This window comes from Stenotrophomonas sp. YJH_SMC_127, from assembly GCF_059372445.1.
On sequence record NZ_JCAFVO010000001.1, the window covers coordinates 533451 to 555788 of the forward strand.

Here is a 22338-nt window from a genome sequence, read left to right on the forward strand (position 1 = left end):
GCGCCCCTATTCCACCAGGAAAGTCACCCGCAGGTTGACCCGCCATTCGGTGATCTCGCCGCTGCCATTGGTGACCACCTTGGTCTCGTTCACCCAGGCGCCCTGGATGCCCTTGACCGTCTCGGAGACCTTCTTCAGCCCGCTGCGCACGGCGTCTTCCACGCTTTTCGGCGAGGACGCAGTGATTTCGATGACCTTGGCGACCGTCATGGCCTGTACTCCGTCTGGCGCGGGAGACCCCGCAGGAACGCCCACCCTGACGTGAAGAACGTAAAGGCCAGGGCACGGAGGTGTTAGCATCAGAAGGCATGAATCCTGCTCCGAACCTGATCCTGATCGGCCCGATGGGCGCCGGCAAAACCTGCATCGGCCGCCGCCTGGCCGAGCGTTTCACGCTGGACTTCGTCGATGTCGACCAGACCATCGTCGATGCCGCCGGCGCCAGCATTCCGACCATCTTCGAGCACTCCGGCGAAGCCGGCTTCCGCAGCCATGAACGCCAGGCGCTTGCGCGGGTACTGGAAGGCCGTGGCCAGCTGGTCTCCACCGGTGGCGGCGCCGTGCTGGATCCGGACAATCGTGCACTGATCGCCCGGCGCGGCTTCGTGGTCTATCTGCGGGTCAGCGTGGCCGAACAGCTCGAGCGCCTGGCCCGCGACAAGGGCCGGCCGCTGCTGCAGCGCCCGGACCGCGAGCAGGTGCTGCACGATCTGGCCGCACACCGCGACCCGCTGTACCGCGAACTGGCCGACCTCACCCTCGACACCGACCCGTATACCGCTGCCGATGCGACCGCCCAACTGGTGGTCAAGCTGGCCACGCAATGGCAGCGCCAGGACCTGACCGCATGACCTCCCCCGCCCTGCTGCAGGTCGCCGTTGGCGGCGACCGCCCCTACTCCATCACCATCGGCGCCGGTGCCCAGGCCGATGGCACCGCGCTGGCCTCGCACGTGCGCGGCCGTCATGTGCTGCTGCTCAGCGACAGTGAAGTCGCCCCGCGCTATCTGGCGCCGGTGAAGCAGACGCTGCTGGCCGCTCGCCCCGACCTGGTCATCGGCGAGCACGTGCTGGCCGCGGGCGAAGCCTCCAAGACGCTGGCCGAGTTCGGCCGCGCGATCGAAGCGCTGGCCGCGCTCGGCGCCACCCGCGACGCCTGCGTCTTCGCCCTCGGCGGCGGCGTGGTCGGTGATCTCGCCGGTTTCGCTGCCGCCTGCTGGATGCGCGGCGTGGACTGCGTGCAGCTGCCGACCACCCTGCTGGCAATGGTCGATTCGTCGGTGGGCGGCAAGACCGCAGTCGACATTCCGGCCGGCAAGAACCTGGTCGGTGCCTTCCATCCACCGCGTGCGGTCATCGCCGATACCCGCGTGCTGGCCACCCTGCCGCCACGCGAGCTGCGTGCCGGCCTGGCCGAAGTGGTGAAGTACGGCGCGCTGGGTGATGCCGTGTTCTTCGAGTGGCTGCAGCAGCATGCCGATGCGCTGCTGGCCGGCGAGGATGCGGTGCTGGCCGAGGCCATCGCGCGCAGCTGCCGGCACAAGGCCGCCATCGTCGAGCGCGACCCGTTCGAAAAGGGCGAGCGTGCCCTGCTCAACCTCGGCCACACCTTCGGCCACGCCATCGAGACCGAACAGGGCTATTCGGCCCCGGGCCGCGATGCGCTGAACCACGGCGAGGCGGTGGCGGTGGGCATGGTGCTGGCGGCGAAGCTGTCCACCGACCTGGGCCTGGCCGACGATGCCGACCGCGCGCGCCTGCAGGCCCTGCTGGAACGCCTCGGCCTGCCGGTGGCGATCCCGGCCGGGCTGGAGCCGCAGGCCCTGCTCGGCCGCATGCGCCTGGACAAGAAGAACGTGGCCGGCCGCCTGCGCCTGGTGTTGTGGCGCGGGATGGGCCGTGCCGAAGTGGTGCCGGACGTGGATGAGGCGGCGGTGCTGAAGGTGCTGTCGGTCCGGTAGTGCCGGCCGCTGGCCGGCAACGTCAGCAACGAGGAGGCCGGCCAGCGGCCGGCACTACCGGGCTGCGCGGCAGGATTGCCGGCCAGCGACCGGCACGCCGGCGTTGCGGCCGGGGTCACCCTGGCCCCGCTACAATCGGCGCCATGCACGTCTACCTGCAACATCCCGATGCCGGCGCGCAGGCACCGCGCTTCCTGCGCCTGAGCCTGCTGCCGGACCTGTTCGGCGGCTGGGAGCTGCTGCGCGAGAGCGGCCGTGTCGGCAGCCGCTCGCAGCTGCGGCGCGAGCTGTTCCTGCAGGCCGACGACGCCCGCCACGCCTTCGAGAAGGCCCGTGATGCCGAACTGCATCGCGGCTTCCAGATCCTTTCGCACGGCGACTGACGCCGCTGCTCCTCCCGTCCAAGGAATGCCCATCGTGACCAGCCCTCTCCGCAACGATCGCCTGCTGCGCGCCCTGCGCCGCGAACCGGTGGACTGCACCCCCGTCTGGCTGATGCGCCAGGCCGGCCGCTACCTGCCGGAATACCGCGCGACCCGGGCCAAGGCCGGCAGCTTCCTGGCCATGGCCAAGACCCCGGAGATCGCCTGCGAAGTCACCCTGCAGCCGCTGCGCCGGTTCCCGCTGGACGCGGCCATCCTGTTCTCGGACATCCTCACCATTCCCGATGCGATGGGCCTGGAGCTGTACTTCGTCGAAGGCGAAGGCCCGAAGTTCCGGCACCCGGTGCGTGACGAAGCCGCCATCGCCCGGCTGGCGGTGCCGGACATGGAACAGGACCTGGGCTACGTGATGGATGCGGTACGGCTGATCCGCCGCGAACTGGACGGCCAGGTGCCGCTGATCGGCTTCTCCGGCAGCCCGTGGACACTGGCCTGCTACATGGTGGAAGGCGGTGGCAGCAAGGACTTTGCGCGCATCAAGGCCATGGCGCTGAACCATCCGCAGGCGCTGCACCGCCTGCTGGAGGTCACCACCGAGGCGGTGATCGCCTACCTCGGCGCGCAGCGCGCGGCCGGTGCGCAGGCGCTGCAGGTGTTCGACACCTGGGGCGGCGTGCTGTCGCCGGCGATGTACCGCGAATTCTCGCTGCGTTACCTGCAGCGCATTGCCGAGGGGCTGGAGCGCGGCGAAGGCAGCGAGCGCACGCCGCTGATCCTGTTCGGCAAGGGCACCGGCCTGCACCTGGAAGCGCTGTCGCAGACCGGCGCCGATGCACTGGGCCTGGACTGGACGCTGGACCTGGACGAGGCGATGCGCCGCACCGGTGGCCGCGTCGCCCTGCAGGGCAACCTCGACCCGACCACGCTGTACGCCTCGCCGGATGCGATCGCCGCGGCCGCCGCGCGCGTGCTCGACACCTATGCCGCCGGCAACGGCGGCTCGCGCGAAGGCCATGTGTTCAACCTCGGCCATGGCATGTCGCCGGACATGGACCCGGCGCATGTACAGGTGCTGGTCGACGCAGTGCACGCGCACAGCCAACGCTGAGCATTCCGCATGCAGGTACGGCGCGACCTTGATCGCGCCGTGACCCGCAGTGCGCGATCATGGCGGCCCCCACGCTGCACCGGCCGCACCCCATGTCCACATCGCCATCGACCTACAACCGCCAGCGTCCCCTGCTGTGGCTGGTGTCCCTGGCGATCTTCATGCAGATGCTGGACTCGACCATCGTCAACACGGCGTTGCCGGCGATGGCGGCCAGCCTGGGCGAGAGCCCGCTGCAGATGCAGTCAGTGGTGTTCAGCTATGCGCTGGCGGTAGCCACCTTCATTCCCGCCTCGGGCTGGATCGCCGACCGCTACGGCACCCGGCGCACCTTCCTGGTGGCGATCATCCTGTTCACCCTCGGCTCGCTGGCCTGCGCGCTGGCCCAGCACCTGCACCAGCTGGTCGGTGCGCGCGTGCTGCAGGGCATCGGCGGTGCGATGCTGCTGCCGGTCGGCCGGCTGGCGGTGATGCGCTCGGTGCCCCGCGAGGATTTCCTGCGCGCGATGAGCTTCATCGCCATCCCCGCGCTGGTCGGCCCGCTGATCGGCCCCACGCTGGGCGGCTGGCTGGTCGAGATCGCCTCATGGCACTGGGTGTTCCTGATCAACCTGCCGATCGGCGTGATCGGTTTCATCGCCGCGATGAAGATCATGCCCGACCATTACGCCAGCCACCGCACCCGCTTCGACCTGCGCGGCTACGTCATGCTGGCCTTCGCGATGGTGGTGCTGTCGCTGGCACTGGACGGCATCTCCGGCCTGGGTACGCCACACGCACTGGTGATGCTGATGACCGTGGCTGGCCTGGCCGCGCTGGTGGGCTACTGGCTGCACGCCGCCAACTCGACCGCACCGTTGTTCTCGCTGGCCCTGTTCCGCGTGCCCAGCTACCGCATCGGCATTCTCGGCAACCTGTTCTCGCGCATCGGCAGCAGCGCGATGCCGATGCTGATCCCGCTGCTGCTGCAGGTCGGCCTCGGCCTGGGCCCGATGCATGCCGGCCTGATGATGGTGCCGGTAGCGGCCGCCGGCATGGTCTCCAAGCAGCTGGCGGTGAGGCTGGTCGAGCGCTTCGGTTACCGCCGCGTGCTGATGGTCAACACCGTGCTGGTCGGCCTGGCGATGGCCAGCTTCATCCTGATGACACCCGGCCAGCACCTGGCCTGGCGCCTGCTGCAGCTGGCGTTCTTCGGCGCGGTCAATTCGCTGCAGTTCACCGTGATGAACACCGTGACCCTGCGCGATCTGGACCGTGAGTTCGCCAGTTCCGGCAACAGCCTGCTGTCGATGGTGATGATGCTGGCCGCCGGCTTTGGTGCTGCTGCGGCCGGCAGCCTGCTGGCCGCGTTCGGCAACCACCTGGACAGCAACAGCGCCACCGCCGCGCTGCATGCCACGTTCCTGTGCGTGGGCGCGATCACGCTGACCTCGACGATGATCTTCTGGCAGCTGCCCGACACCAAGCCCGAACCGCGGCAGGTCGAGCACGTCGCGGAGTGAAGGGGGTTCGGCAGGGCCTGCGGCCCTGCACCTGCGGTAGTGCCGGCCGCTGGCCGGCAACAGCAACAGCGAGCATTCCGTGGGTTGGCGGGGCGGTGCGGGCTTGCAGGACACGCCGTAAATCCCGCTCCGCGGTCCGGCCCAGCCGCCGGCGGCTGCGCGTTCGGGCGCTTGCGAAGCAGTGCTTCGCAAGCAAAGCGCCCTCACCCATGGGGGCTCGATGGCGCCATCCATGGCGCCAACGGTCCTGCAAGCCCACACCGCCCCACCTCTGACAGGTTCACGCGGCTGTGGATAACGGCGACTGTTGGAACGCGCGGTTGTTGGTAGGTGTCGACCTTGGTCGACACATCTGTCAGATATCGAATTCCAGATTGGGGTCAGAGCCCGTTGCGCAGCAACGGGATCCGACCCCGAGCTCCGACAGATCGCGGAAAACTGTCGAAGGCGGGCTTTTGACGTTGACGTTGATTCTGCAGGTGCAGGACTGCAAGCCCTGCAATAAACCCTACCTGCCCATCGCCCTGGCGATCGCTTCCACCAGCAGTTCACCGGTCACCGGCTTGCGCAGGAAGCCGCCGATGCCGGCCGCTTCCACCTGCTGCTGAAGGTCCGGATCAGTCCGCGCGGTCACCGCCAGCAGCGGCAGCATGTAGCCCTGGTTACGCAGGTGCTGGGCCAGTTCGAAGCCGCTCAGGCCGGGCAGGTCCAGATCCAGCAGGCCGACGTCGAAATCGCCGGCACTGATCTCGCGCAGCGCCGCCAGCGCATGGCCGGCATGCACCACCTCGTGGCCGCGTGCGCTCAACAACCCCCGCACCACATCGGCCACGGTGGCATCGTCCTCGACCAGCAGCACCCGCAGCGGTGGCATGTTCGCCGCATCGTCGCGATGCCCCTCGGCGGACACCTCGGCGTCACCGTCCACCACCAGTGGCAACGGCAGGGTGACGCCGAAGCAGGTGCCCCGGCCCAGCTGGCTCTCCACCTGGATCCGCCCCTGCATCGCTTGTGCCAGCTCGCGGCAGATCGCCAGGCCCAGGCCGCTGCCACCGTACTGCGCTGCCGTACGTGCACCATCGGCCTGCTCGAAGCGTCGGAACAGGCGCTGCTGCTGTTCCTGGCTGATGCCCGGGCCGGTATCACGTACCTCGAAATGCAGCGCGCGCAGCTCGCCATCGCAACGTGCATGCAGGGTGATGGTGCCGCGGCTGGTGAATTTCACTGCGTTCGACAGCAGGTTCAGCAGGATCTGCCGCACCCGCATGGCATCACCGGTCGCCTGCAGGCCCGGCGGCAGCTGGTTGTCCAGGACGAAGCGCAGGCCCTTCTGTGCAGCCAGCGGGCCCATCAGCGCCGCCAGATCCTGCAGCAGGCCATTCAACGCAAACGACTGCGACTGCAGCTCCAGGCGCCCGGACTCGATCCGCGCCAGGTCCAGCGCATCGTTGACCAGATGCAGCAGGTGCTCGCCCGCATGCCGGATCGACTGCGTGTAGCCGCGTTGCTGCGGGTCCAGTGGCGAGGCCAGCAGCAGCTCGCTCATGCCCAGCACGCCGGTCATCGGCGTACGGATCTCATGGCCGAGGTTGGCCAGGAAGCGGGTCTTGGCCGCCGAGGCCTGCTCGGCCAGTTCCTGCTTGTGCAGCGCCAGCTGGTAGGCGTGGCGCCTCTGCAGGCGGCGTCGGTACAACCAGGCGAACCAGCTGGTCAGCAGCAACCCGACCGACGCCAGCACCAGCAGGCCGGACAGGCTGCGCCACCACGGCGGCTGCACGCGGAACTCCAGGCTCTGCACCCGCGACCACACATGGTCGGCCGAGCGTGCCTGCACTTCAAGCCGGTAGCTGCCCGGCGCCAGGCGCGAGAACAGGCGCTCACCCGCCGGACCGACTTCAACCCAATCCGGGTCGTAGCCGGCCAGGCGATAACGGTAGGTATTGGACGCCGAGTCGGCAAAGGACAGCAATCGCGCGACGATGCGCAGGTCGCGATCGCCATCGGCGATCTGCAACGGCGCATCGTGGGTCATGTCCAGCACCTGTTCGTTGCGGCGCACTTCCACCCGCTCGATCACCAGTGGCGCGCGACGTACCGAAGGCCGTACCTGCTCCGGGTCGAACACCACCGCGCCTGCCGCCGTTCCGGCCACCAGGTGGCCATCGGCCGCTGCGATCAGGGTGTGCTCGCGGAATTCCTGGCTTGGCAGGCCGTCGTGCACGCCGTACAGGCGCACGCTCTGCCCATCGGCACTGACACGTACCAGGCCGCGTGCGCTGGTCGCCCAGGCCACGCCCTGCGCATCCACCACCAGTCCAGAGGCGGAGATCGCCGGATAGCCCTGTTCGGCACCGACCACCGCCTGCCGTTCCAGCCGCCCCTGGCTCCAGCGGTATCGCGACAGGCGCCCGTCCTCGGACAACCAGACCTGGCCATCGCGGCCCACATGCAACGCATGGATGGCCGTTGCCGGCGCACCCGGCACCGGCTGGAAGCGTTCGCTTTCCGGCAGCCACTGCAGCAGGCCACGGCTGCTGGCCAGCCAGATATGGTCCTGCGGACCGCATTCCACATCGAGGTTGAGCTGGCCCTGCTGCAGGCCGCGCTGGCCATTGTCCAGCTGGCGCCGCAGGCGTCCGTCGAGATCACGTTGCTGCAGGCCCGCGGGCAGCATCAACCAGAGGCTGTCGCCGTCGCAGGTCATCATCGCTTCGATGACCCCTTCCATCGCCGCATCGGTACCGGCATCACGGCCCCAACGACGCAGTTCGCGCCGTTGCGGGTCGTAGCGCACCAGTGCATCGGTCGATCCGATCCAGACCTGGCCACGCCGGTCCTCGCGCACCGAGGTCAGCCAGTGCATGCCGTTGACCCAGGTGCGGTGCTGCTCGATCCTGCCGGTCTTCGGATCGAAGCGGTCCAGCGCGCCATGGCTGCCCACGGTCCAGACACCGCCATTGCTGGACGGGCTGGTGCCCAGCACGAGCGCATTGCGCAGCGAGCTGGGGTCGTCCTCCAGCCGCGACAGCACCGAGAACTGCCACCAGCGTGGCAGCAGGTGCCACAACCCGGCATTGGTGCTGGCCAGCCAGATGCCACCTTCGCGGTCCTCATAGGCACCGGTCCAGTTCGGCCGCACCGGACCGCGTGCGATCGCGCTGTACAGCGGCACGGTCTGGTACTGGCCGTCGACCGCACGTCCCAGCCCGGTGCGCGTATCCAGCCAATGTCCGCCCTGCTCGTCGCGCAGCATCATGCCCAGCACCTGCTCGCCTGGCGGCAGCTTCCACGGTGGTGCCTCGAAGCGGCCATCCGGGCGGCGCACGGTGGCCCCGGCCATCGTGCTGATCCACAGGCTGCCATCGGGCTCGGCGGTCAACCCGTTGATCAGCAGGCTGGGAATGATGTCCGTACCGACACGCTCGAAGTCGGTCCCGGTCCAGCGTGCCACGCCATGCTTGGTGCCGATCCACAGGCTGCCATCGGCCAGCGTGGCCAGGTAGGGCACCGACGACGAAGGCAGGCTGCGCGGATTGTTCGGCTCGGGCAGGAAGCGCTGCAGGCGGTCCTGGCTGTCCAGGCGGTACAGGCCGCCTTCGTGGGTACCGAACCAGATCGAGCCATCAGGCGTGCTGGCCAGGCTCCAGACCGTGTTGGTGCCCATCAACGGCTGGCTGCTGCGGTCGTAGAAGTGCAACTGCCGGCGGTCGGCCGACATGCGCACCAGGCCAGCGTTCTCGGTGCCTATCCACAACTGGTTGCGGGCATCGACCAGCACCGTCCAGATGCGGTTGTCACGCAGTCCATCCTCGGAACGCCACACGCGGTAGGTGCGGCCGTCATAGCGGGCCAGGCCATCGTTGGTGGCGATCCACAGGTAGCCGTACCGGTCCTCGGCCATGCGGTTGACGGTATTGGACGGCAGGCCATCGAACACCGTCACCTGCCGCGGGCTCGGAGGCACCGGCTGTGCCGCAGCGGGCAACGCGCAGCACAGGAGGACCAGCAGCAGCATCGCCGCCCGCAGATACACCACCGATTGCCTCCTCACGCTGGTCCTGATGATTCCCGCGCTGCGGGCGTCGGCATGGTAAACCGAAAGTCGCGCCGTTCACGCCCGGCGCCGGCACAGTCACGCAGTCGCCTGCCGTTTCGCACGCGCCTGGGCGATGGCCGCCACCAGCAGGTCGCCGGTCACCGGCTTGCGCAGGAAGCCATCGAAGCCGGCGGCCAGCACCTGGGTTTCGGCGTAGGCATCGGAACGGGCGGTCACTGCCACCAGCGGCAGTTCATAGCCCATGGTGCGCAGCTGGCGGGCGATGGCCGTACCGTCCAGCGCGGGCAGATCGAGATCGAGCAGGCCGACGTCGAAACCATCGGTGGCGATCTCCGACAGCGCACCCAGGCCATGCAGCACGTGGACCACCTCATGCCCGCGCACCCGCAGCAGGCCGGCGATGACCTCGGCCACCGTGGCGTCGTCCTCGACCAGCAGGATGCGCAGCGGCGGCAGTTCCGGCAGGGCCGCCACCTCGCCCGCGGTGCTGGCGGCCTGGCGCGTCCAGGGCAGGGGCAGGCGCACGCGGAACCGCGCACCCTTGCCAGGCTGGCTGTCCACTTCGATACGCCCCCCCATCGCCACCGCCAGTTCCTGGCAGATCGCCAGTCCCAGGCCACTGCCGCCGTAGCGCGACGCGGTGCGCGGACCGTCGGCCTGTTCAAAACGATGGAACAGGCGCTGCTGCTGCTCGGCATTGATGCCCGGGCCACTGTCATGCACTTCGAAACACAGGCCGCCCTTCTCTTCCAGGCGCACGGCCAGGCCGACGTGGCCGCGCTCGGTGAACTTGATGGCGTTGCCGAGCAGGTTCAGCAGGATCTGGCGCACGCGCATCTCGTCGCCGCTGACACTGACCGGCCCTGCCGGGTTTTCACCACGCCGGAATTCCAGCTGGCGCTGCTGCGCCATCGGCTGCATCAGGCCCTGCACCTGGTCGAGCAGTTCCTCCAGGTCGAACGGACGCAGATCCAGCTCAAGCCGCCCGGCTTCGATACGGGCCAGGTCCAGCGCATCGTTGACCAGCCGCAGCAGATGGCTGCCGGCCTGCTGGATCGACCCCGCGTAGCCACGCTGCACCGGATCCAGCGGAGTCGCGAGCAGCAGTTCGCTCATGCCCAGCACGCCGGTCATCGGCGTGCGTACTTCGTGGCCCAGCGTGGCCAGGAAACGGCTCTTGGCCTGCGAGGCCTGCTCGGCCAGCTGCTGCTTGTGCACCGTCAGCTGCCATTGCTGGCGACGGCGCAGCCGCGCGCGGACCGACCAGACCAGGACCACCAGCAGCAGCGACCCCAGCAGGATGTAGCCGAAGATCGCCATGCCGCTGCGCCACCACGGCGGCAGCACCTTCACCTGCAACTGCTGCGAAGGCGTCCACGCGCCCCGGGCGGTCGCTGCCTGCACCTCGATGACGTAGCTGCCGGTCGGCAGCCGCGACAGGGTGCGCTGGCCATCGCCCCCCTGCTCCACCCAGTCCTGGTCATAGCCCTGCACGCGGAAGCGGTAACGGTTGCCCTGCGGGCTGGCATAGGACAGCAGCCGCGCATCGATCTGCAGATCGCGGTCATCCGGTCCCAGCAACAGGGTGCCGGTGAGCGGCAACGGTTGCCAGCCGCGCGCGTCGTCGCGGCGTACGCGCACTTCGGCGATCACCAGCGACGAAGAAGGCAGCACCGTGTCGTCGGCATTCACATCGAAGGCAACCAACCCGGTCTGGGTGACGGCCAGCACGCGACCATCTGCATTCACTGCCGGTGGCCGGCCGGTGAACTCCGCATCGGACAGTCCATCGCGCTCGTTGAACTGCTGCAGGCGCCGCGTTTTCGGGTCCCAACGCAGCAGGCCGCGCGGCGTCGTCGCCCACAGCTGGCCGTTGCCGGCCAGCGCCAGCCCGCCCATGGTGACCGGCGGCACGCCTGCACTGCCGTCGATGCGCTGGATCAGGCGCAGGCTCAGGCCATCCCACTGGTAGCGCTCGAACGCGCCTTGGCGCGCCAGCCACAACTGTTGCGGATCGATCCACACCAGGTCGTAGATGGGCCCGCGCGAAACGCCCGGTACTGCCTCGAAGCGTCCAGCCTGCTCGCGCCAGATGCCCATGTCACCCATCACCCAGGGCCGGCCATGGGCGTCGAAGCGGATCTGCTCGATCGGCGCATCGGCGGTCCCGCGGAAATGCTCCAGCGGATAGCGGTGCAGCAGCCGGCCATCTGCATCGCGCTGCTGCAGGTCCAGGCCCATCACCGACACCCACACCGTGCCATCAGGCGCCTGCCGCATCAGGTCGATGCGCTGGCGCAGGTCGGCACTGCCATCGATCCGCAGATCGCGCAGCGCGCCGGTAGCCGGATCGTAGACGGTGATGCGGCCGCCGCGTCCCAGCCACAGGCGCCCATCCGGGCGCGGCAGCACCGACCACACCACGCCGCTGCCGAGCTGCCGGTCGCTGGCCAGCAGGCGCAGGGTGCCCTGCGCATCGAGCTGGTACACCCCTCGCGCCGAGCCGACGTAGTAGTTCTTCCCATCGCTGGCCGCGCTCAACAGGTACTGGCTGTCCAGCGGCTTGCCGTCGAGCTGGTTCCAGATCGAGAAGCGCCGCCAGTCCGGTGGCAGATAGGCCAGGCCCTGGGTCAGCAGCGCCACCCACAATCCGCCCTCGTGGTCCTGCAGCAGATCGAGCACACCGCTGTGCGCGGTCAGGAAGCCGCTGCCGCGGTCGCCCTCCAGCCGGCGCAGCGCCGCCGCATCCCCCCGCAACAGGCCATCGGAGGTGCCAGCCCAGTAGCCCCCCTGGCGATCGGCCAGGACCAGGGCCGAGCGCAGCTGGGCGCTGTCGGCCCATCGCGGACGACTGACCCGGTCCTGCCCATCGATGCGGTACAGGCCATCGTTCTGGCTGCCGACCCAGATCGAACCCTCCGCATCCCGGCTCAACCGGAGCACGCTCAGCGTGCCCAGTTCCCGCGCGGCCACCGGCTCGAATCCGCTGCCGTTCCAACGCGCCACGCCCGCTTCGGTGCCCAGCCACAGGCGGCCCTGCGCATCGACCAGGCTGGTGAAGATGCTGTTGCTGGGCAGGCCCCCCGGCTGCGCCGGGTCATGGGTGTAGAGGCGCACGCTGCCGTCCTCGCCAAGCCGGCAGACGCCATGGTTGTTGGTCCCGATCCACAAGGCGTCGTCGACATAGGCCAGCGCCCAGAACTGCCCCTGGCAGGTGGAATTGACCGTGTCGAAGGTCCGGAAGCGCTCGCGGTCGGCATCCAGGCGGGCCACGCCCTTGCCGTTGATGCCCACCCAGACCCGGTCCAGCGGATCGATCAGCAGGGTCTCGATCTCGTTGCCGGGCAGCGAGCCCGGCTGTTCCGGATCGTGCTCCCAGACCCGCAGGCTGTTGCCGTCATAACGGGCGAGTCCACCATCGGTGGCGGCCCAGATGTGGCCCTGGCGATCCTCGGCCAGCGCCACCACCATGCGTGACGGCAAGCCTTCGGCGGCACCGAAGCGGCGCAGGCGCGGTGTTTCTGCCATGTCCAGGGTCGCAGCCGCCGTGGCCAAAGCCATCAGCAGCAGTCCCATACCTGCGATGCCACGGCACCACCGGCGCCAGCCGCTCGTCATCCTGAACCCCCTGTCCTGGGCCGATTGTCACACAGGGCCGGGTTCATGGCTGCAACAGGCTGTTTCCAGCGGCGGCACCACCACGAACTGTTGCAGCCATGCACGCAACGTTGGCAGGGGGCTGTGCGTATGATCACAGCGTCACCTTCCGGAGCCCGCCATCGATGCGTCCCTGCCTGGCCCTGCTGCCGATGCTGCTCGCCACCGCCCCTGCCTGGGCGGCCACCGACACCTATCGCCTCGATCCGGTGCACACGCGGGTGCTGTTCTCCATCGATCACGCGGGCTACTCGCAGGCCATGGGCACCGTGTCCGGCAGCGAGGGCCGCGTGCTGTTCGATCCCGACAACTGGCGCGACGCCACCCTGGAAGTGGACATTCCGGTGTCGCGTCTGGACCTTGGCGACGCCAAGTGGAACCAGGCCACGCTGGCCCGCAGCCTGCTCGATGGCGAGCGATTCCCCAGCGCACGCTTCGTCTCCAGCCGGGTCGAACCGATCGACGCCAAGCGTGCGCATGTGATCGGCACGCTGACCCTGCGCGGGGTCAGCCAGGAAGTCACCCTGGACGTGACCCTCAACGCGCTGAAGCGCTACCCGCTCCCTCCATTCCGACGCACCGCCGGGTTTTCCGCCAGCACGACGCTGAGCCGGCGCGCGTTCGGCATCACCGCCTGGCCGGGGGTCATCGGTGATGCGGTACAGGTGCGGATCGAGGCCGAAGCCACCCTCGACCGCAGCGACGCCCCGGGAACTCCCGCTCCCGTTCCACACTCCGACCACACGACGGCCCCCAAGGACCCTTCATGACCGCCAAGAACACCCCCGCCGCGTGGGGAAGTGTCAGCCAGCTCCTGCACTGGTTGATCGCACTGCTGATCCTCGCCCTGGGCGTGGTCGGCCTGACCATGGGCGAACTGCCCAAGACGCCCAAGTACTTCTGGGTCTACACCGCGCACAAGTCGATCGGCATCACCGTGCTGGCGCTGGTGCTGTTCCGTCTCGGCTGGCGCCTGTATGCCGGTGCGCCGAAGCAGGTGCCGGGCGTGCCCAGCTGGCAGGAACGCATCGCCAGTGCCACCCACGTGCTGCTGTACGTGCTGATGTTTGCCATTCCGCTGTCGGGCTGGCTGTACGATTCGGCCAGTGGCCTGCGCCCGTTCCGTTGGTTCGGCCTGGTCGACGTGCCCAAGCTGAGCGGCCCCGACCCGCAGGTCGTCGCGGTGTCCCATGCCCTCCACGAATACGGCTTCTGGCTGTTGATCGCGGTAGTGCTGGCCCATGCCGGCGCTGCCTTCTACCACCACCTGTTCCAGCGCGATGCAACGCTGTCCCGCATGTTGCCGCGCGGCTGGCTCGCCTCCCCTCAGAAGGACTGACCGATGAACCTGAAACTGACCACTCCGGCCGCCGTGGCTGCCGCCCTGGCCGGCATGCTGGCCACCGCCCCGGCGCTCGCTGCGGAGTATGCGCAGGCCCCCGGTGCCGGCTCGATCCTGGTGTTCGCCAGCAAGTACGACGGCGAAGTGTTCACCGGCAGCTTCCCGGGCTTCGCCACCAAGCTCAGCTTCGACCCGGCCAACCCGGCCGCCGGTTCGCTGGATGTGGTGATTCCGCTGGCAGGCGCCAGGAGCGGCAACAGCGACCGTGACTCGACCCTGCAGGGCGCCGACTTCTTCAATGTCGGCAAGTTCGCCACCGCGCGTTACACCGCCAAGGGCTTCCGCGCCGTGGGCAACGACCAGTTCGCCGCCGATGGCATCCTGGAACTGCGCGGCGTCAGCAAGCCGGTCACCCTGACCTTCACCTGGAAGCCGGGCACCCAGCCGGTGCTGACCGGCAAGGCCACGGTCAAGCGCCTGGACTTCGGCGTCGGCGGCGGTGACTGGGCCGATACCAAGACCATTCCGGACGACACCGCGATCAGCACGATCGTGAAGTTCGACGCGAAATAAGACCATCCGGTGATGCCGTGCCCGCGGCCGGCATCACCGGGCATCGCAACGCATCCGGTAGTGCCGGCCGCTGGCCGGCATCACCGGGAACAGAGGGGTTGCCGGCCAGCGGCCGGCACTACCGATCGACGGCCAACCAGGCCTGCACCGTGGCCGCATCGAACGGCCAGTCCAGCTCGCGCTCGCCGCGCTCGTCGCGCAGCACCGGCACGCGCGTGCCATAGCGCGCTTCCAGCGCCGGCTGGTCATCCAGGAACACCGATTCGAACTCCGGCGCCCGCGCCTTGGCCAGCTCGGCCAGGGCCAGGTCGCACAGGTGGCAATCGTCACGCTGGATCAGGGTCAGCACCAGTCAGGCTCCCGTGGCGGAAATGCTGCGCCGCAGCCATCGGATGGCCCGGCAAGCCGCTAGAATAGCCGCTTGTCCGGTACCCGCAGTTTGGCATCCATGGCTGTCAGCACGTTCGACGTTTTCAAGATCGGCATTGGCCCGAGCTCCTCGCACACCGTCGGACCGATGAAGGCCGCCGAGCGATTCATCCATCGCTGGCTGCTCGACCCGGGTCGCCTGCACGAGGTCGCGCGCATCCGCGCCGATGTCTACGGCTCGCTGGCCTTGACCGGCCGCGGCCATGGCACCGACAAGGCGATCCTGCTGGGCCTGGAAGGCCAACGGCCTAACCTGATCGACCCGGACATCATTCCGGCCACCCTGGAGCGCATCCGCAGCAGCAAGCGCATCCAGCTGATGGGCCAGCACGAGATCGCCTTCGACGAGAAGCGCGATCTCGGCATGAACAAGCGCCAGAAGCTGCCCTACCACACCAACGGCATGCGCTTCACCGCGTACAACGCCGACGACGAAGTGATCGCCACCCGCGATTACTACTCGGTCGGTGGTGGCTTCGTGGTCAACCAGGACGACGCAGCCGATGACCGCATCGTGCCCGATGAAACCCCGCTGCCCTACCCGTTCAAGAGCGGCGACGAGCTGCTGGCACAGACCGCACGCAGCGGCCTGAGCATCGCCCAGCTGATGTTCGAGAACGAAAAGTGCTGGCGCAGCGAAGACGAGATCCGCGCCCAGCTGCGCGAGATCTGGAGCGCGATGCAGTCGTGCGTCACCCGCGGCATCCGCGAGGAGGGCGTGCTGCCGGGTGGCCTGAAGGTCGGCCGTCGTGCACCGGCGCTGTACCGCGAGCTGTCGTCGAAGCCGGAAGCGGCGATGCGCGATCCGCTGACGACGCTGGACTGGGTCAACCTGTACGCACTGGCAGTGAACGAAGAGAACGCTGCCGGTGGCCGCGTGGTGACCGCACCGACCAACGGTGCGGCCGGCGTACTGCCGGCGGTGCTGCATTACTTCGACCGCTTCTGCCCCGGCGCCAACGAACAGCGCGTGTTCGATTTCCTGCTGACCTCGGCGGCGATCGGCATCCTGTACAAGGAAAATGCTTCGATTTCCGGTGCCGAAGTGGGCTGCCAGGGCGAAGTGGGCGTGGCCTGCTCGATGGCGGCCGGTGGCCTGGTCGCGGCGCTGGGGGGCAACCCGAGCCAGATCGAGAACGCCGCGGAAATCGGCATGGAACACAACCTGGGCCTGACCTGCGACCCGATCGGCGGCCTGGTGCAGATTCCCTGCATCGAGCGCAATGCAATGGGCGCGGTGAAGGCGATCAATGCCTCGCGCATGGCGATGCGTGGCGACGGCAAGCACAAGGTGTCGCTGGACAAGGTCATCAAGACCATGCGCGATACCGGCCGCGACATGCAGGACAAGTACAAGGAAACCAGCCGCGGTGGCCTGGCGGTGAACGTCATCGAGTGCTGAGGGCGACCGGCTCCGGCGCGATGGCGACGGGCCACAGGTAGAGTCGACTGTCAGTCGACCATCGCGCGCAGCGCGGGATTTCCGCGGCCTGAGGGAAGAGCAGTCGACCAACAGTCGACTCTACCCGGTCACCCTTGTCCGTACGGGCGACACCGTCACCGCGTTCCGGTTAGGCTCGGGGCTTCCCCACCCCGGATTGCCCCATGCGCGTGATCGCTGCCGCCCTGCTTGCCTGCCTTCCGCTGGCCGCCCTGGCCGCCCCCACCTACGGGCCTCGGCTGGAGGGTTTCGACTACGGCTATCCGGTGAAGACCTTCGCGCTGGAATCGCAGCGGCAGCCGCTGGAGATGGCCTACCTGGACATCGCGCCGAAGAAGGCACCCATCGGCGTGGTGGTGCTGCTGCACGGCAAGAACTTCTGTGCCGCCACCTGGAAGGAATCGATCAAGCCACTGGTCGCCGCCGGCTATCGGGTGATCGCCCCGGACCAGGTGGGCTTCTGCAAATCCAGCAAGCCCGAGCGTTACCAGTATTCGTTCGCGCAGCTGGCCGCCAACACCCATGCCCTGCTGCAACAGCTGCAACTGGGTGACGTCCCGGTGCACCTGGTCGGTCATTCGATGGGCGGCATGCTGGCGGTGCGCTACGCGCTGATGTTCCCGCAGGACCTGCGCAGCCTGTCGCTGGTCAATCCGATCGGGCTGGAGGACTGGAAGGCGCTGGGCGTCCCCTGGCGCAGCGTCGACGCGTGGTACGCCGGCGAAATGAACATCAGCTATGACAGCATCCGCCGCTACCAGCTGGAGGTGTACTACGACGGCAAATGGAAACCGGCCTACGAACCGTGGGCGCGGATGCAGTCGGGCATGTACGAAGGCCCGGGCAAGCAGGCCGTTGCATGGAGCCAGGCGCTGGCCTCGGACATGGTGTTCAACCAGCCGGTGGTCTACGAACTGAAGCACGTGCAGGTGCCGACCACGCTGTTCATCGGCCAGAAGGACCGCACCGCGATCGGGCGCGACCTGGCGCCGCCTGCGGTGAAGGCGACGCTGGGCAATTATCCGGTGCTGGGCAAAGCAGCGGCCGCAGCGATTCCCGGCGCGACGCTGGTCGAGTTCGCCGAACTGGGCCATTCGCCGCAGGTGCAGGAACCCAAGCAGTTCAACAGCGCGTTGTTGAAGGCCCTGAAGTCCCGCTGACCGGCAGGCGTGCCCTCTGTAGAGCCGAGCCCACGCTCGGCTCATGCGGCAGGACCGGGGTTCTGTCAGGAGCAGCCGAGCGTGGGCTCGGCGCTACAGGAACAATGCGATCAACCCACGATCCGCAGCACGTCATCCAGCAACGCGGCCGCAGTGACTTCCGCGCCGGCACCCGGTCCCTGGATCAACAAGGGTTGGCGGCGGTAGCGATCGCTGTGGATGGCCACGCGGTTGTCGGTGCCGGCACCCTGCGCCAGCGGATGATCGGCCGGCAGTTCGCGCAGGCCCACCTGCGCACCTTCGCTGTCAACACGGCCAACGAAACGCAGCACGCGGCCGTTGTCACGTGCCTGCTGCCAACGCGCCTGCAGCGGCGCATCCAGCTGCTCCAAGGCAGCCACGGCATCCTCCAGCGGCAACGCTGCCAGCGCTTCAGGCACCAGTGAATCCACCTGTACCTGCGACGCATCCAGCGCCAGCCCGCTGCTGCGCGCCAGGATCAGCAGCTTGCGGCGCACGTCCTCGCCGGACAGGTCCAGGCGTGGGTCTGGCTCGGTATAACCGGCCGCCAGCGCCTCGCGCACCGCCGCCGAGAACGGCGACTGGCCGTCATAGCGATGGAACAGCCACGCCAGCGAGCCGGACAGCACGCCCTCGATGGCATGGATGTGATCGCCACCGGCCACCAGCGCGCGCAGGCTGCTCAACAGCGGCAGCCCGGCACCAACGGTGGCACTGTCGCCATAACGCGCGCCACTGTCGGCACAGCTTTCGGCAATGGCCTGCGCGCGGGCGAGCTGCGCGCCCCGGCCCAGCTTGTTGGCGGTCACCACATGCACGCCGCGCGCCAGCCATTGCACGTGACGGGCGGCCACGTCTTCACTGGCCGTGGCATCGACCACCACGTCGCCACGCTCCAGCCCTTCGGCGCTCGCCCATGGTGGCGAACTGTGGCCATCGCGGGGGGCTCGACGTGCCAGTTCCAAGGGCAGCGCCAGGTCGCGATCGATCTCCAGCGCGGTGCGCGAGTTGGCCAGCCATTGCACGCTGGGCAGTTCCAACCCGCGTGCCTGCAGCGCCTGGTAGCGCTGTACGAAGGCCGAACCGACCGTGCCCGTACCGAGCAGCGCCAGGCGTCCCGCCCCCAGCGCAGGAATGTCAGCGGCGAGTGCGCTCATGCGTCCACCACCTGTTTGCGGCGGGCGGCCGCATCGATCACCGCTTCGGCGCGCTGCAGCGCGGCGCCGAGATCGGCCAGCAGGTCACGCTCGGCCTCGATGCCGACCGACAGGCGCAGCAGCCCTTCGCTGATGCCGGCGGCTGCACGCGCTTCGGCGGTCATCGCCGCATGAGTCATCGTGGCCGGATGTGCGATCAGGCTTTCGACGCCGCCCAGCGATTCGGCCAGGGTGAAACAGCGTAGCCCGTCCACAAATGCACGCACCGCCGCATGCGGATCATCACCGGCGCAGTGCGCCAGTTCGAACGACAGCATCGCGCCGAAGCCATTCTGCTGGCGCGCGGCGATGGCGTGGCCCGGGTGATCGGCCAGGCCCGGGTAGTACACCGCGCCGACCGCCGGATGCTGGTCCAGCAGGGCAACGATCGACGCCGTGTTTTCCTGGTGCACGCGCAGGCGCGCATCCAGCGTGCGCAGGCCGCGCAGGGTCAGGAAGGCATCGAACGGCGAACCGGTCAGGCCCAGCGCGTTGCCCCACCACACCAGCTGCTCGTGCAGCGCCGGATCGCGCGCGACCACCGCCCCACCCACCACATCGCTGTGGCCATTGATGTACTTGGTGGTGGAATGCAGCACCAGGTCCGCACCAAACGACAGCGGCTGCTGCAGCGCCGGTGACAGGAAGGTGTTGTCGACCACCACGAGGGCACCGGCCTTGTGCGCGGCATCGATGACGAAGCGCAGGTCGGTGATGCGCAGCAGCGGGTTGGACGGGGTTTCCACCAGCACCAGCTTTGGCTGCGTGGCCAGCGCCTGCGCCAGCGCTCGCGGATCGGTCAGGTCGGCGGTGACCAGTTCGAAGTGCCCCTTCTTTGCCAACGCGTTGAACAGCCGCCAGCTGCCGCCGTAGGCATCGTGCGGCACCACCAGGGTGTCGCCCGGCTGCAGCAGCGCGTTCAGCACCAGGTTGATCGCGCCCATGCCGGTCGCGGTGATGACGCCGCCGGCGCCGCCTTCCAGTTCGGCCAGCGCTTCACCCAGCAGGTCGCGGGTCGGGTTGCCACTGCGCGTGTAATCGTACTGGCGCTTGTTGCCGAAGCCTTCAAAACTGAAGTTCGACGACAGCACGATCGGCGGCGTGACCGCGCCATGCGCGGTGTCCCGATCGATGCCGGCACGGACGGCGGCAGTGGTACGACTACAGGACGGCTCGTTGGCGTGCAGGCTCATGCGGACTCTCCAGAAGTGCGGAAGGCGGTGGCGAGGATCGCATCGATGCGATCGGTTTCTTTGAGGAAGGCATCGTGGCCATAGGGCGAGCGCAGCACGCGCAGGCTGCCGCGCGGGCCCAGCCCTTCGACCAGGCCGACCAGGTCGGCCAGCGGCACCAGGCGGTCGCCCTCCACGGCCACCACCACGGTCGGCGGCAGGATCGCGGTGGGATCGACGCGGTGCAGGTCGATTGATTCGGACAGGCGCAGGTAAGCGGTCACCGGCGTGCGCGCGACGTACTGCGCACCGGCCGCGTCGAGATAGTCTTCGGCAGCCACGCGCACGCGGCCATTGATGACCTCCGGCGCAGCATCAAAGCGCTCGCCGAACTCTTCCGGGGTGCGGTAGCTGAGCATGGCGAACTGCCGGGCCAGGGCCAGGCCATGGTCTTCGCCGCACTGCAGCTGGCCCAGCGCGACCGCGCGGCGCTGCAATGCGCGCCAGGCGGCGGCATACGGATGCGGTCGGTGCGCACCGCTGGCCAGCACCAGCTGGCGCACGCGGGCACGATGACGGATCGCGAACTGCTGGCCGACCAGCGCGCCATACGAATAGCCGACGAAGGCCTTCAGCGTGCGGATGCCGAGATGGTCCAGCAGCAGCGCCAAGGCATCGGCCTGGTCGGCGGTATCGATCGGCACATCCAGTGCACCGTCGGCGCCGATGAAGTCGAAGGCCAGCACGCGCAGCTGCTGCGGATCCAGCGCGCGGCCGCTGCCCACCAGGTCTTCGGCCCAGCCCTTCTCGCTGAACTGCGTGTTGGACGCCACGTGGCGATGGGCGGAAATGCCGCCGGCCAGCACCACCACCGGTGCATTGGCCGGACCGACCCACTCATAGCGCAGGCGCACCGGGCTGGGGCCGGCGTGGCGCATCGACAGCACCGCCGCGAACTCACCGCGCTCGGCATGCACGCGGTCTTCGACCGGCACGCTGACGGGGACAAAGGGTTCGGGGCGAATGGCGGTACTGGCGGCGAAGCTCATGGCGGGATCCGGTTGGGGAATCGGCCATCGAGCCTTCGCGGGGCCCGCGTTCGAGATGCACGTGTGGTGCATGGTTCGAACCATCTTTCGGTGGACGCCACGGTCCCCGCAGGATTTGGCACCTACGCAGACGCTTGCGCGCCTGCGGGCTGCCCCGGCTTCAAAGGGCCTGTCCCTCTGCCGGTCTCGATGGTGGGGCCACGATGCCAGCCCATTCCGGCGCTGTCAATCCCTTCATGCGGATAAAGCGATGAATATTCTTGGGACAGCTATGCGAAGGCCGTCCCGGTCGCCCTGTTCAGGATCGGGTACAGTCCGGGCGGTCCATTCCGCTGGAAACGCCGATGTCGCGCCTGCCCCTGTCCTGCCTGCTGCTGCCTCTGCTGGCGAGCGCGACCGCACACGCCGGCGACTGGCGCCAGGGCTGGGGACTGGCTCCCACTTCCGCCCCTGCCACCCGCGCAGGCAGTGCCGAGGGCGCCGCCCCCATGGCCCAATTGCGCCTGCAGCCGGTCGGTACGCAATGGCAGGCCCGGATCGACAACGGGCTGGCAGGGCCGCTGCAGATCCAGCTGCGCGCCGCCCCCGGGCACCCGGTCGAAGGCCTCCCGGTCGAGTCGCTGATCCAGGGCGACAGCAGCCTGGTAGTCGGCCACCTGCCCGCCCCGATCGATGGCCGCATGCTGGATCTGCGCCTGCAGTCGGTGCCGGGCAACCCGGCCGCACAGGCCGAAGATGTCGCCTACCGCCTGCCATTCGATGCGGCGCGCCTGCGCGTGGACCAGGCGCCGCAGGGACGATTCAGCCATGACGACGAGGAGAACCGCGACGCGGTCGACTTCGCACTGCCGGAGGGCACCCCGGTGCTGGCCGCGCGCGAGGGTACGGTGATGCAGATCCAGGATGGCTTCCGTGGCAACGGCCAGGACCGCGAACGCGATGGTGCCCGCGCCAACTTCATCCGCGTGCTGCACAGCGACGGCAGCATGGCGCTGTACGGCCACCTGCAGGCCGGCGGCATGCGCGTGCGTCGTGGCCAGGCGATAGGGGCCGGCCAGCCGATCGGCCTGTCTGGCAACAGCGGCTACAGCAGTGCGCCGCACCTGCACTTCGTGGTGCAGGTCAACCGCGGCATGGGCCTGCGCTCGGTGCCGGTGCGCATCTTCGCCGAGCAGGGCCAGCTGCAGTTCGCCCGCCAGGGCGAGGCCGAAGGCGGTACCGGGCGCTGACCGCCCCCGGCCGGTATAATCGGGCGCTTATCTCTTTGAAAAGCGCCCCGGGCGGGCGC

Annotated in this window: 18 protein-coding genes and 1 riboswitch; of the genes, 11 read left to right on the forward strand and 7 right to left on the reverse strand. The window is 68.7% G+C overall.

Going from position 1 to position 22338, the window contains the following annotated elements; all coding sequences use genetic code 11:
- Positions 1-6: 6 nt before the first annotated feature.
- On the reverse strand, positions 7-210 hold the full coding sequence (locus AC5QAB_RS02435; protein WP_005410663.1) for a dodecin family protein: 204 nt from the start codon (positions 208-210) through the stop codon (positions 7-9).
- Between the two features lie 98 nt (positions 211-308).
- Here AC5QAB_RS02435 and AC5QAB_RS02440 point away from each other — a divergent pair, with 98 nt between their 5' ends.
- The 5 genes from AC5QAB_RS02440 (at position 309) to mdtD (ending at position 4953) form a co-directional block, all read left to right on the forward strand.
- Complete coding sequence (locus tag AC5QAB_RS02440; protein ID WP_197562195.1) at positions 309-851, forward strand: shikimate kinase; 543 nt, start codon at positions 309-311, stop codon at positions 849-851.
- Positions 848-1960, forward strand: a complete 1113-nt coding sequence (aroB, locus tag AC5QAB_RS02445; protein ID WP_032957074.1) for a 3-dehydroquinate synthase — start codon at positions 848-850, stop codon at positions 1958-1960. The genes AC5QAB_RS02440 and aroB overlap by 4 nt, the downstream gene beginning before the upstream one ends.
- Positions 1961-2103: 143 nt before the next feature.
- Positions 2104-2343: a WGR domain-containing protein gene (locus AC5QAB_RS02450; RefSeq protein WP_014648051.1), complete on the forward strand. Its 240-nt coding sequence runs from the start codon at positions 2104-2106 to the stop codon at positions 2341-2343.
- Between the two features lie 25 nt (positions 2344-2368).
- Positions 2369-3451 carry a uroporphyrinogen decarboxylase gene (hemE, locus tag AC5QAB_RS02455; protein WP_032957071.1) on the forward strand — a complete coding sequence of 361 codons (1083 nt, stop codon included), beginning with the start codon at positions 2369-2371 and terminating at the stop codon, positions 3449-3451.
- A 92-nt stretch (positions 3452-3543) separates the two neighbouring features.
- On the forward strand, positions 3544-4953 hold the full coding sequence (gene mdtD, locus AC5QAB_RS02460) for a multidrug transporter subunit MdtD (protein ID WP_014648053.1): 1410 nt from the start codon (positions 3544-3546) through the stop codon (positions 4951-4953).
- A 508-nt stretch (positions 4954-5461) separates the two neighbouring features.
- Here the strand turns inward: mdtD and AC5QAB_RS02465 are convergent.
- Both AC5QAB_RS02465 and AC5QAB_RS02470 read right to left on the reverse strand, forming a co-directional pair.
- A complete protein-coding gene (locus AC5QAB_RS02465; RefSeq protein WP_197562087.1) occupies positions 5462-8989 on the reverse strand; it encodes a hybrid sensor histidine kinase/response regulator in 3528 nt (1175 codons plus the stop codon).
- A gap of 96 nt (positions 8990-9085) precedes the next feature.
- Positions 9086-12628: a sensor histidine kinase gene (locus tag AC5QAB_RS02470; protein ID WP_495233134.1), complete on the reverse strand. Its 3543-nt coding sequence runs from the start codon at positions 12626-12628 to the stop codon at positions 9086-9088.
- 164 nt (positions 12629-12792) lie between these two features.
- Here AC5QAB_RS02470 and AC5QAB_RS02475 point away from each other — a divergent pair, with 164 nt between their 5' ends.
- From AC5QAB_RS02475 to AC5QAB_RS02485, 3 genes are read left to right on the forward strand one after another with little or no spacing between them, the layout of a single operon-like run.
- Positions 12793-13437 (forward strand): YceI family protein, encoded by a 645-nt coding sequence (locus AC5QAB_RS02475; protein ID WP_126411266.1) that lies wholly within the window; start codon positions 12793-12795, stop codon positions 13435-13437.
- Positions 13434-14006, forward strand: a complete 573-nt coding sequence (locus tag AC5QAB_RS02480) for a cytochrome b/b6 domain-containing protein (protein ID WP_049441295.1) — start codon at positions 13434-13436, stop codon at positions 14004-14006. Before AC5QAB_RS02475 ends, AC5QAB_RS02480 begins: the two co-directional genes overlap by 4 nt.
- 3 nt (positions 14007-14009) lie before the next feature.
- Entirely contained in the window at positions 14010-14582 is a 573-nt protein-coding gene (locus AC5QAB_RS02485; RefSeq protein WP_495233135.1) for a YceI family protein, read from the forward strand.
- A 118-nt stretch (positions 14583-14700) separates the two neighbouring features.
- Here AC5QAB_RS02485 and AC5QAB_RS02490 read toward each other — a convergent pair whose 3' ends face one another.
- Positions 14701-14931 (reverse strand): glutaredoxin family protein, encoded by a 231-nt coding sequence (locus tag AC5QAB_RS02490; protein WP_049441297.1) that lies wholly within the window; start codon positions 14929-14931, stop codon positions 14701-14703.
- 99 nt (positions 14932-15030) lie between these two features.
- On the opposite strand from AC5QAB_RS02490, the gene AC5QAB_RS02495 reads away from it, so the two are divergent.
- Both AC5QAB_RS02495 and AC5QAB_RS02500 read left to right on the forward strand, forming a co-directional pair.
- The gene (locus tag AC5QAB_RS02495; RefSeq protein ID WP_006464040.1) at positions 15031-16413 is read left to right on the forward strand and encodes an L-serine ammonia-lyase; all 1383 of its coding nucleotides are present in this window, start codon (positions 15031-15033) and stop codon (positions 16411-16413) included.
- A gap of 203 nt (positions 16414-16616) precedes the next feature.
- Complete coding sequence (locus AC5QAB_RS02500; protein WP_495233136.1) at positions 16617-17612, forward strand: alpha/beta fold hydrolase; 996 nt, start codon at positions 16617-16619, stop codon at positions 17610-17612.
- 110 nt (positions 17613-17722) lie between these two features.
- Here the strand turns inward: AC5QAB_RS02500 and AC5QAB_RS02505 are convergent, their stop codons facing one another.
- The 3 genes from AC5QAB_RS02505 to metX are packed head-to-tail and all read right to left on the reverse strand — an operon-like array spanning position 17723 to position 21050.
- Entirely contained in the window at positions 17723-18790 is a 1068-nt protein-coding gene (locus AC5QAB_RS02505; RefSeq protein ID WP_032957054.1) for a homoserine dehydrogenase family protein, read from the reverse strand.
- Entirely contained in the window at positions 18787-20022 is a 1236-nt protein-coding gene (locus AC5QAB_RS02510; RefSeq protein WP_046432019.1) for an O-succinylhomoserine (thiol)-lyase, read from the reverse strand. Before AC5QAB_RS02510 ends, AC5QAB_RS02505 begins: the two co-directional genes overlap by 4 nt.
- Complete coding sequence (gene metX / locus AC5QAB_RS02515; protein WP_100450473.1) at positions 20019-21050, reverse strand: homoserine O-succinyltransferase MetX; 1032 nt, start codon at positions 21048-21050, stop codon at positions 20019-20021. Before metX ends, AC5QAB_RS02510 begins: the two co-directional genes overlap by 4 nt.
- Positions 21051-21127: 77 nt before the next feature.
- A riboswitch (SAM riboswitch) is annotated at positions 21128-21246 on the reverse strand.
- A gap of 148 nt (positions 21247-21394) precedes the next feature.
- On the opposite strand from metX, the gene AC5QAB_RS02520 reads away from it, so the two are divergent.
- The gene (locus AC5QAB_RS02520) at positions 21395-22279 is read left to right on the forward strand and encodes a M23 family metallopeptidase (protein WP_495233137.1); all 885 of its coding nucleotides are present in this window, start codon (positions 21395-21397) and stop codon (positions 22277-22279) included.
- Positions 22280-22338: the final 59 nt, after the last annotated feature.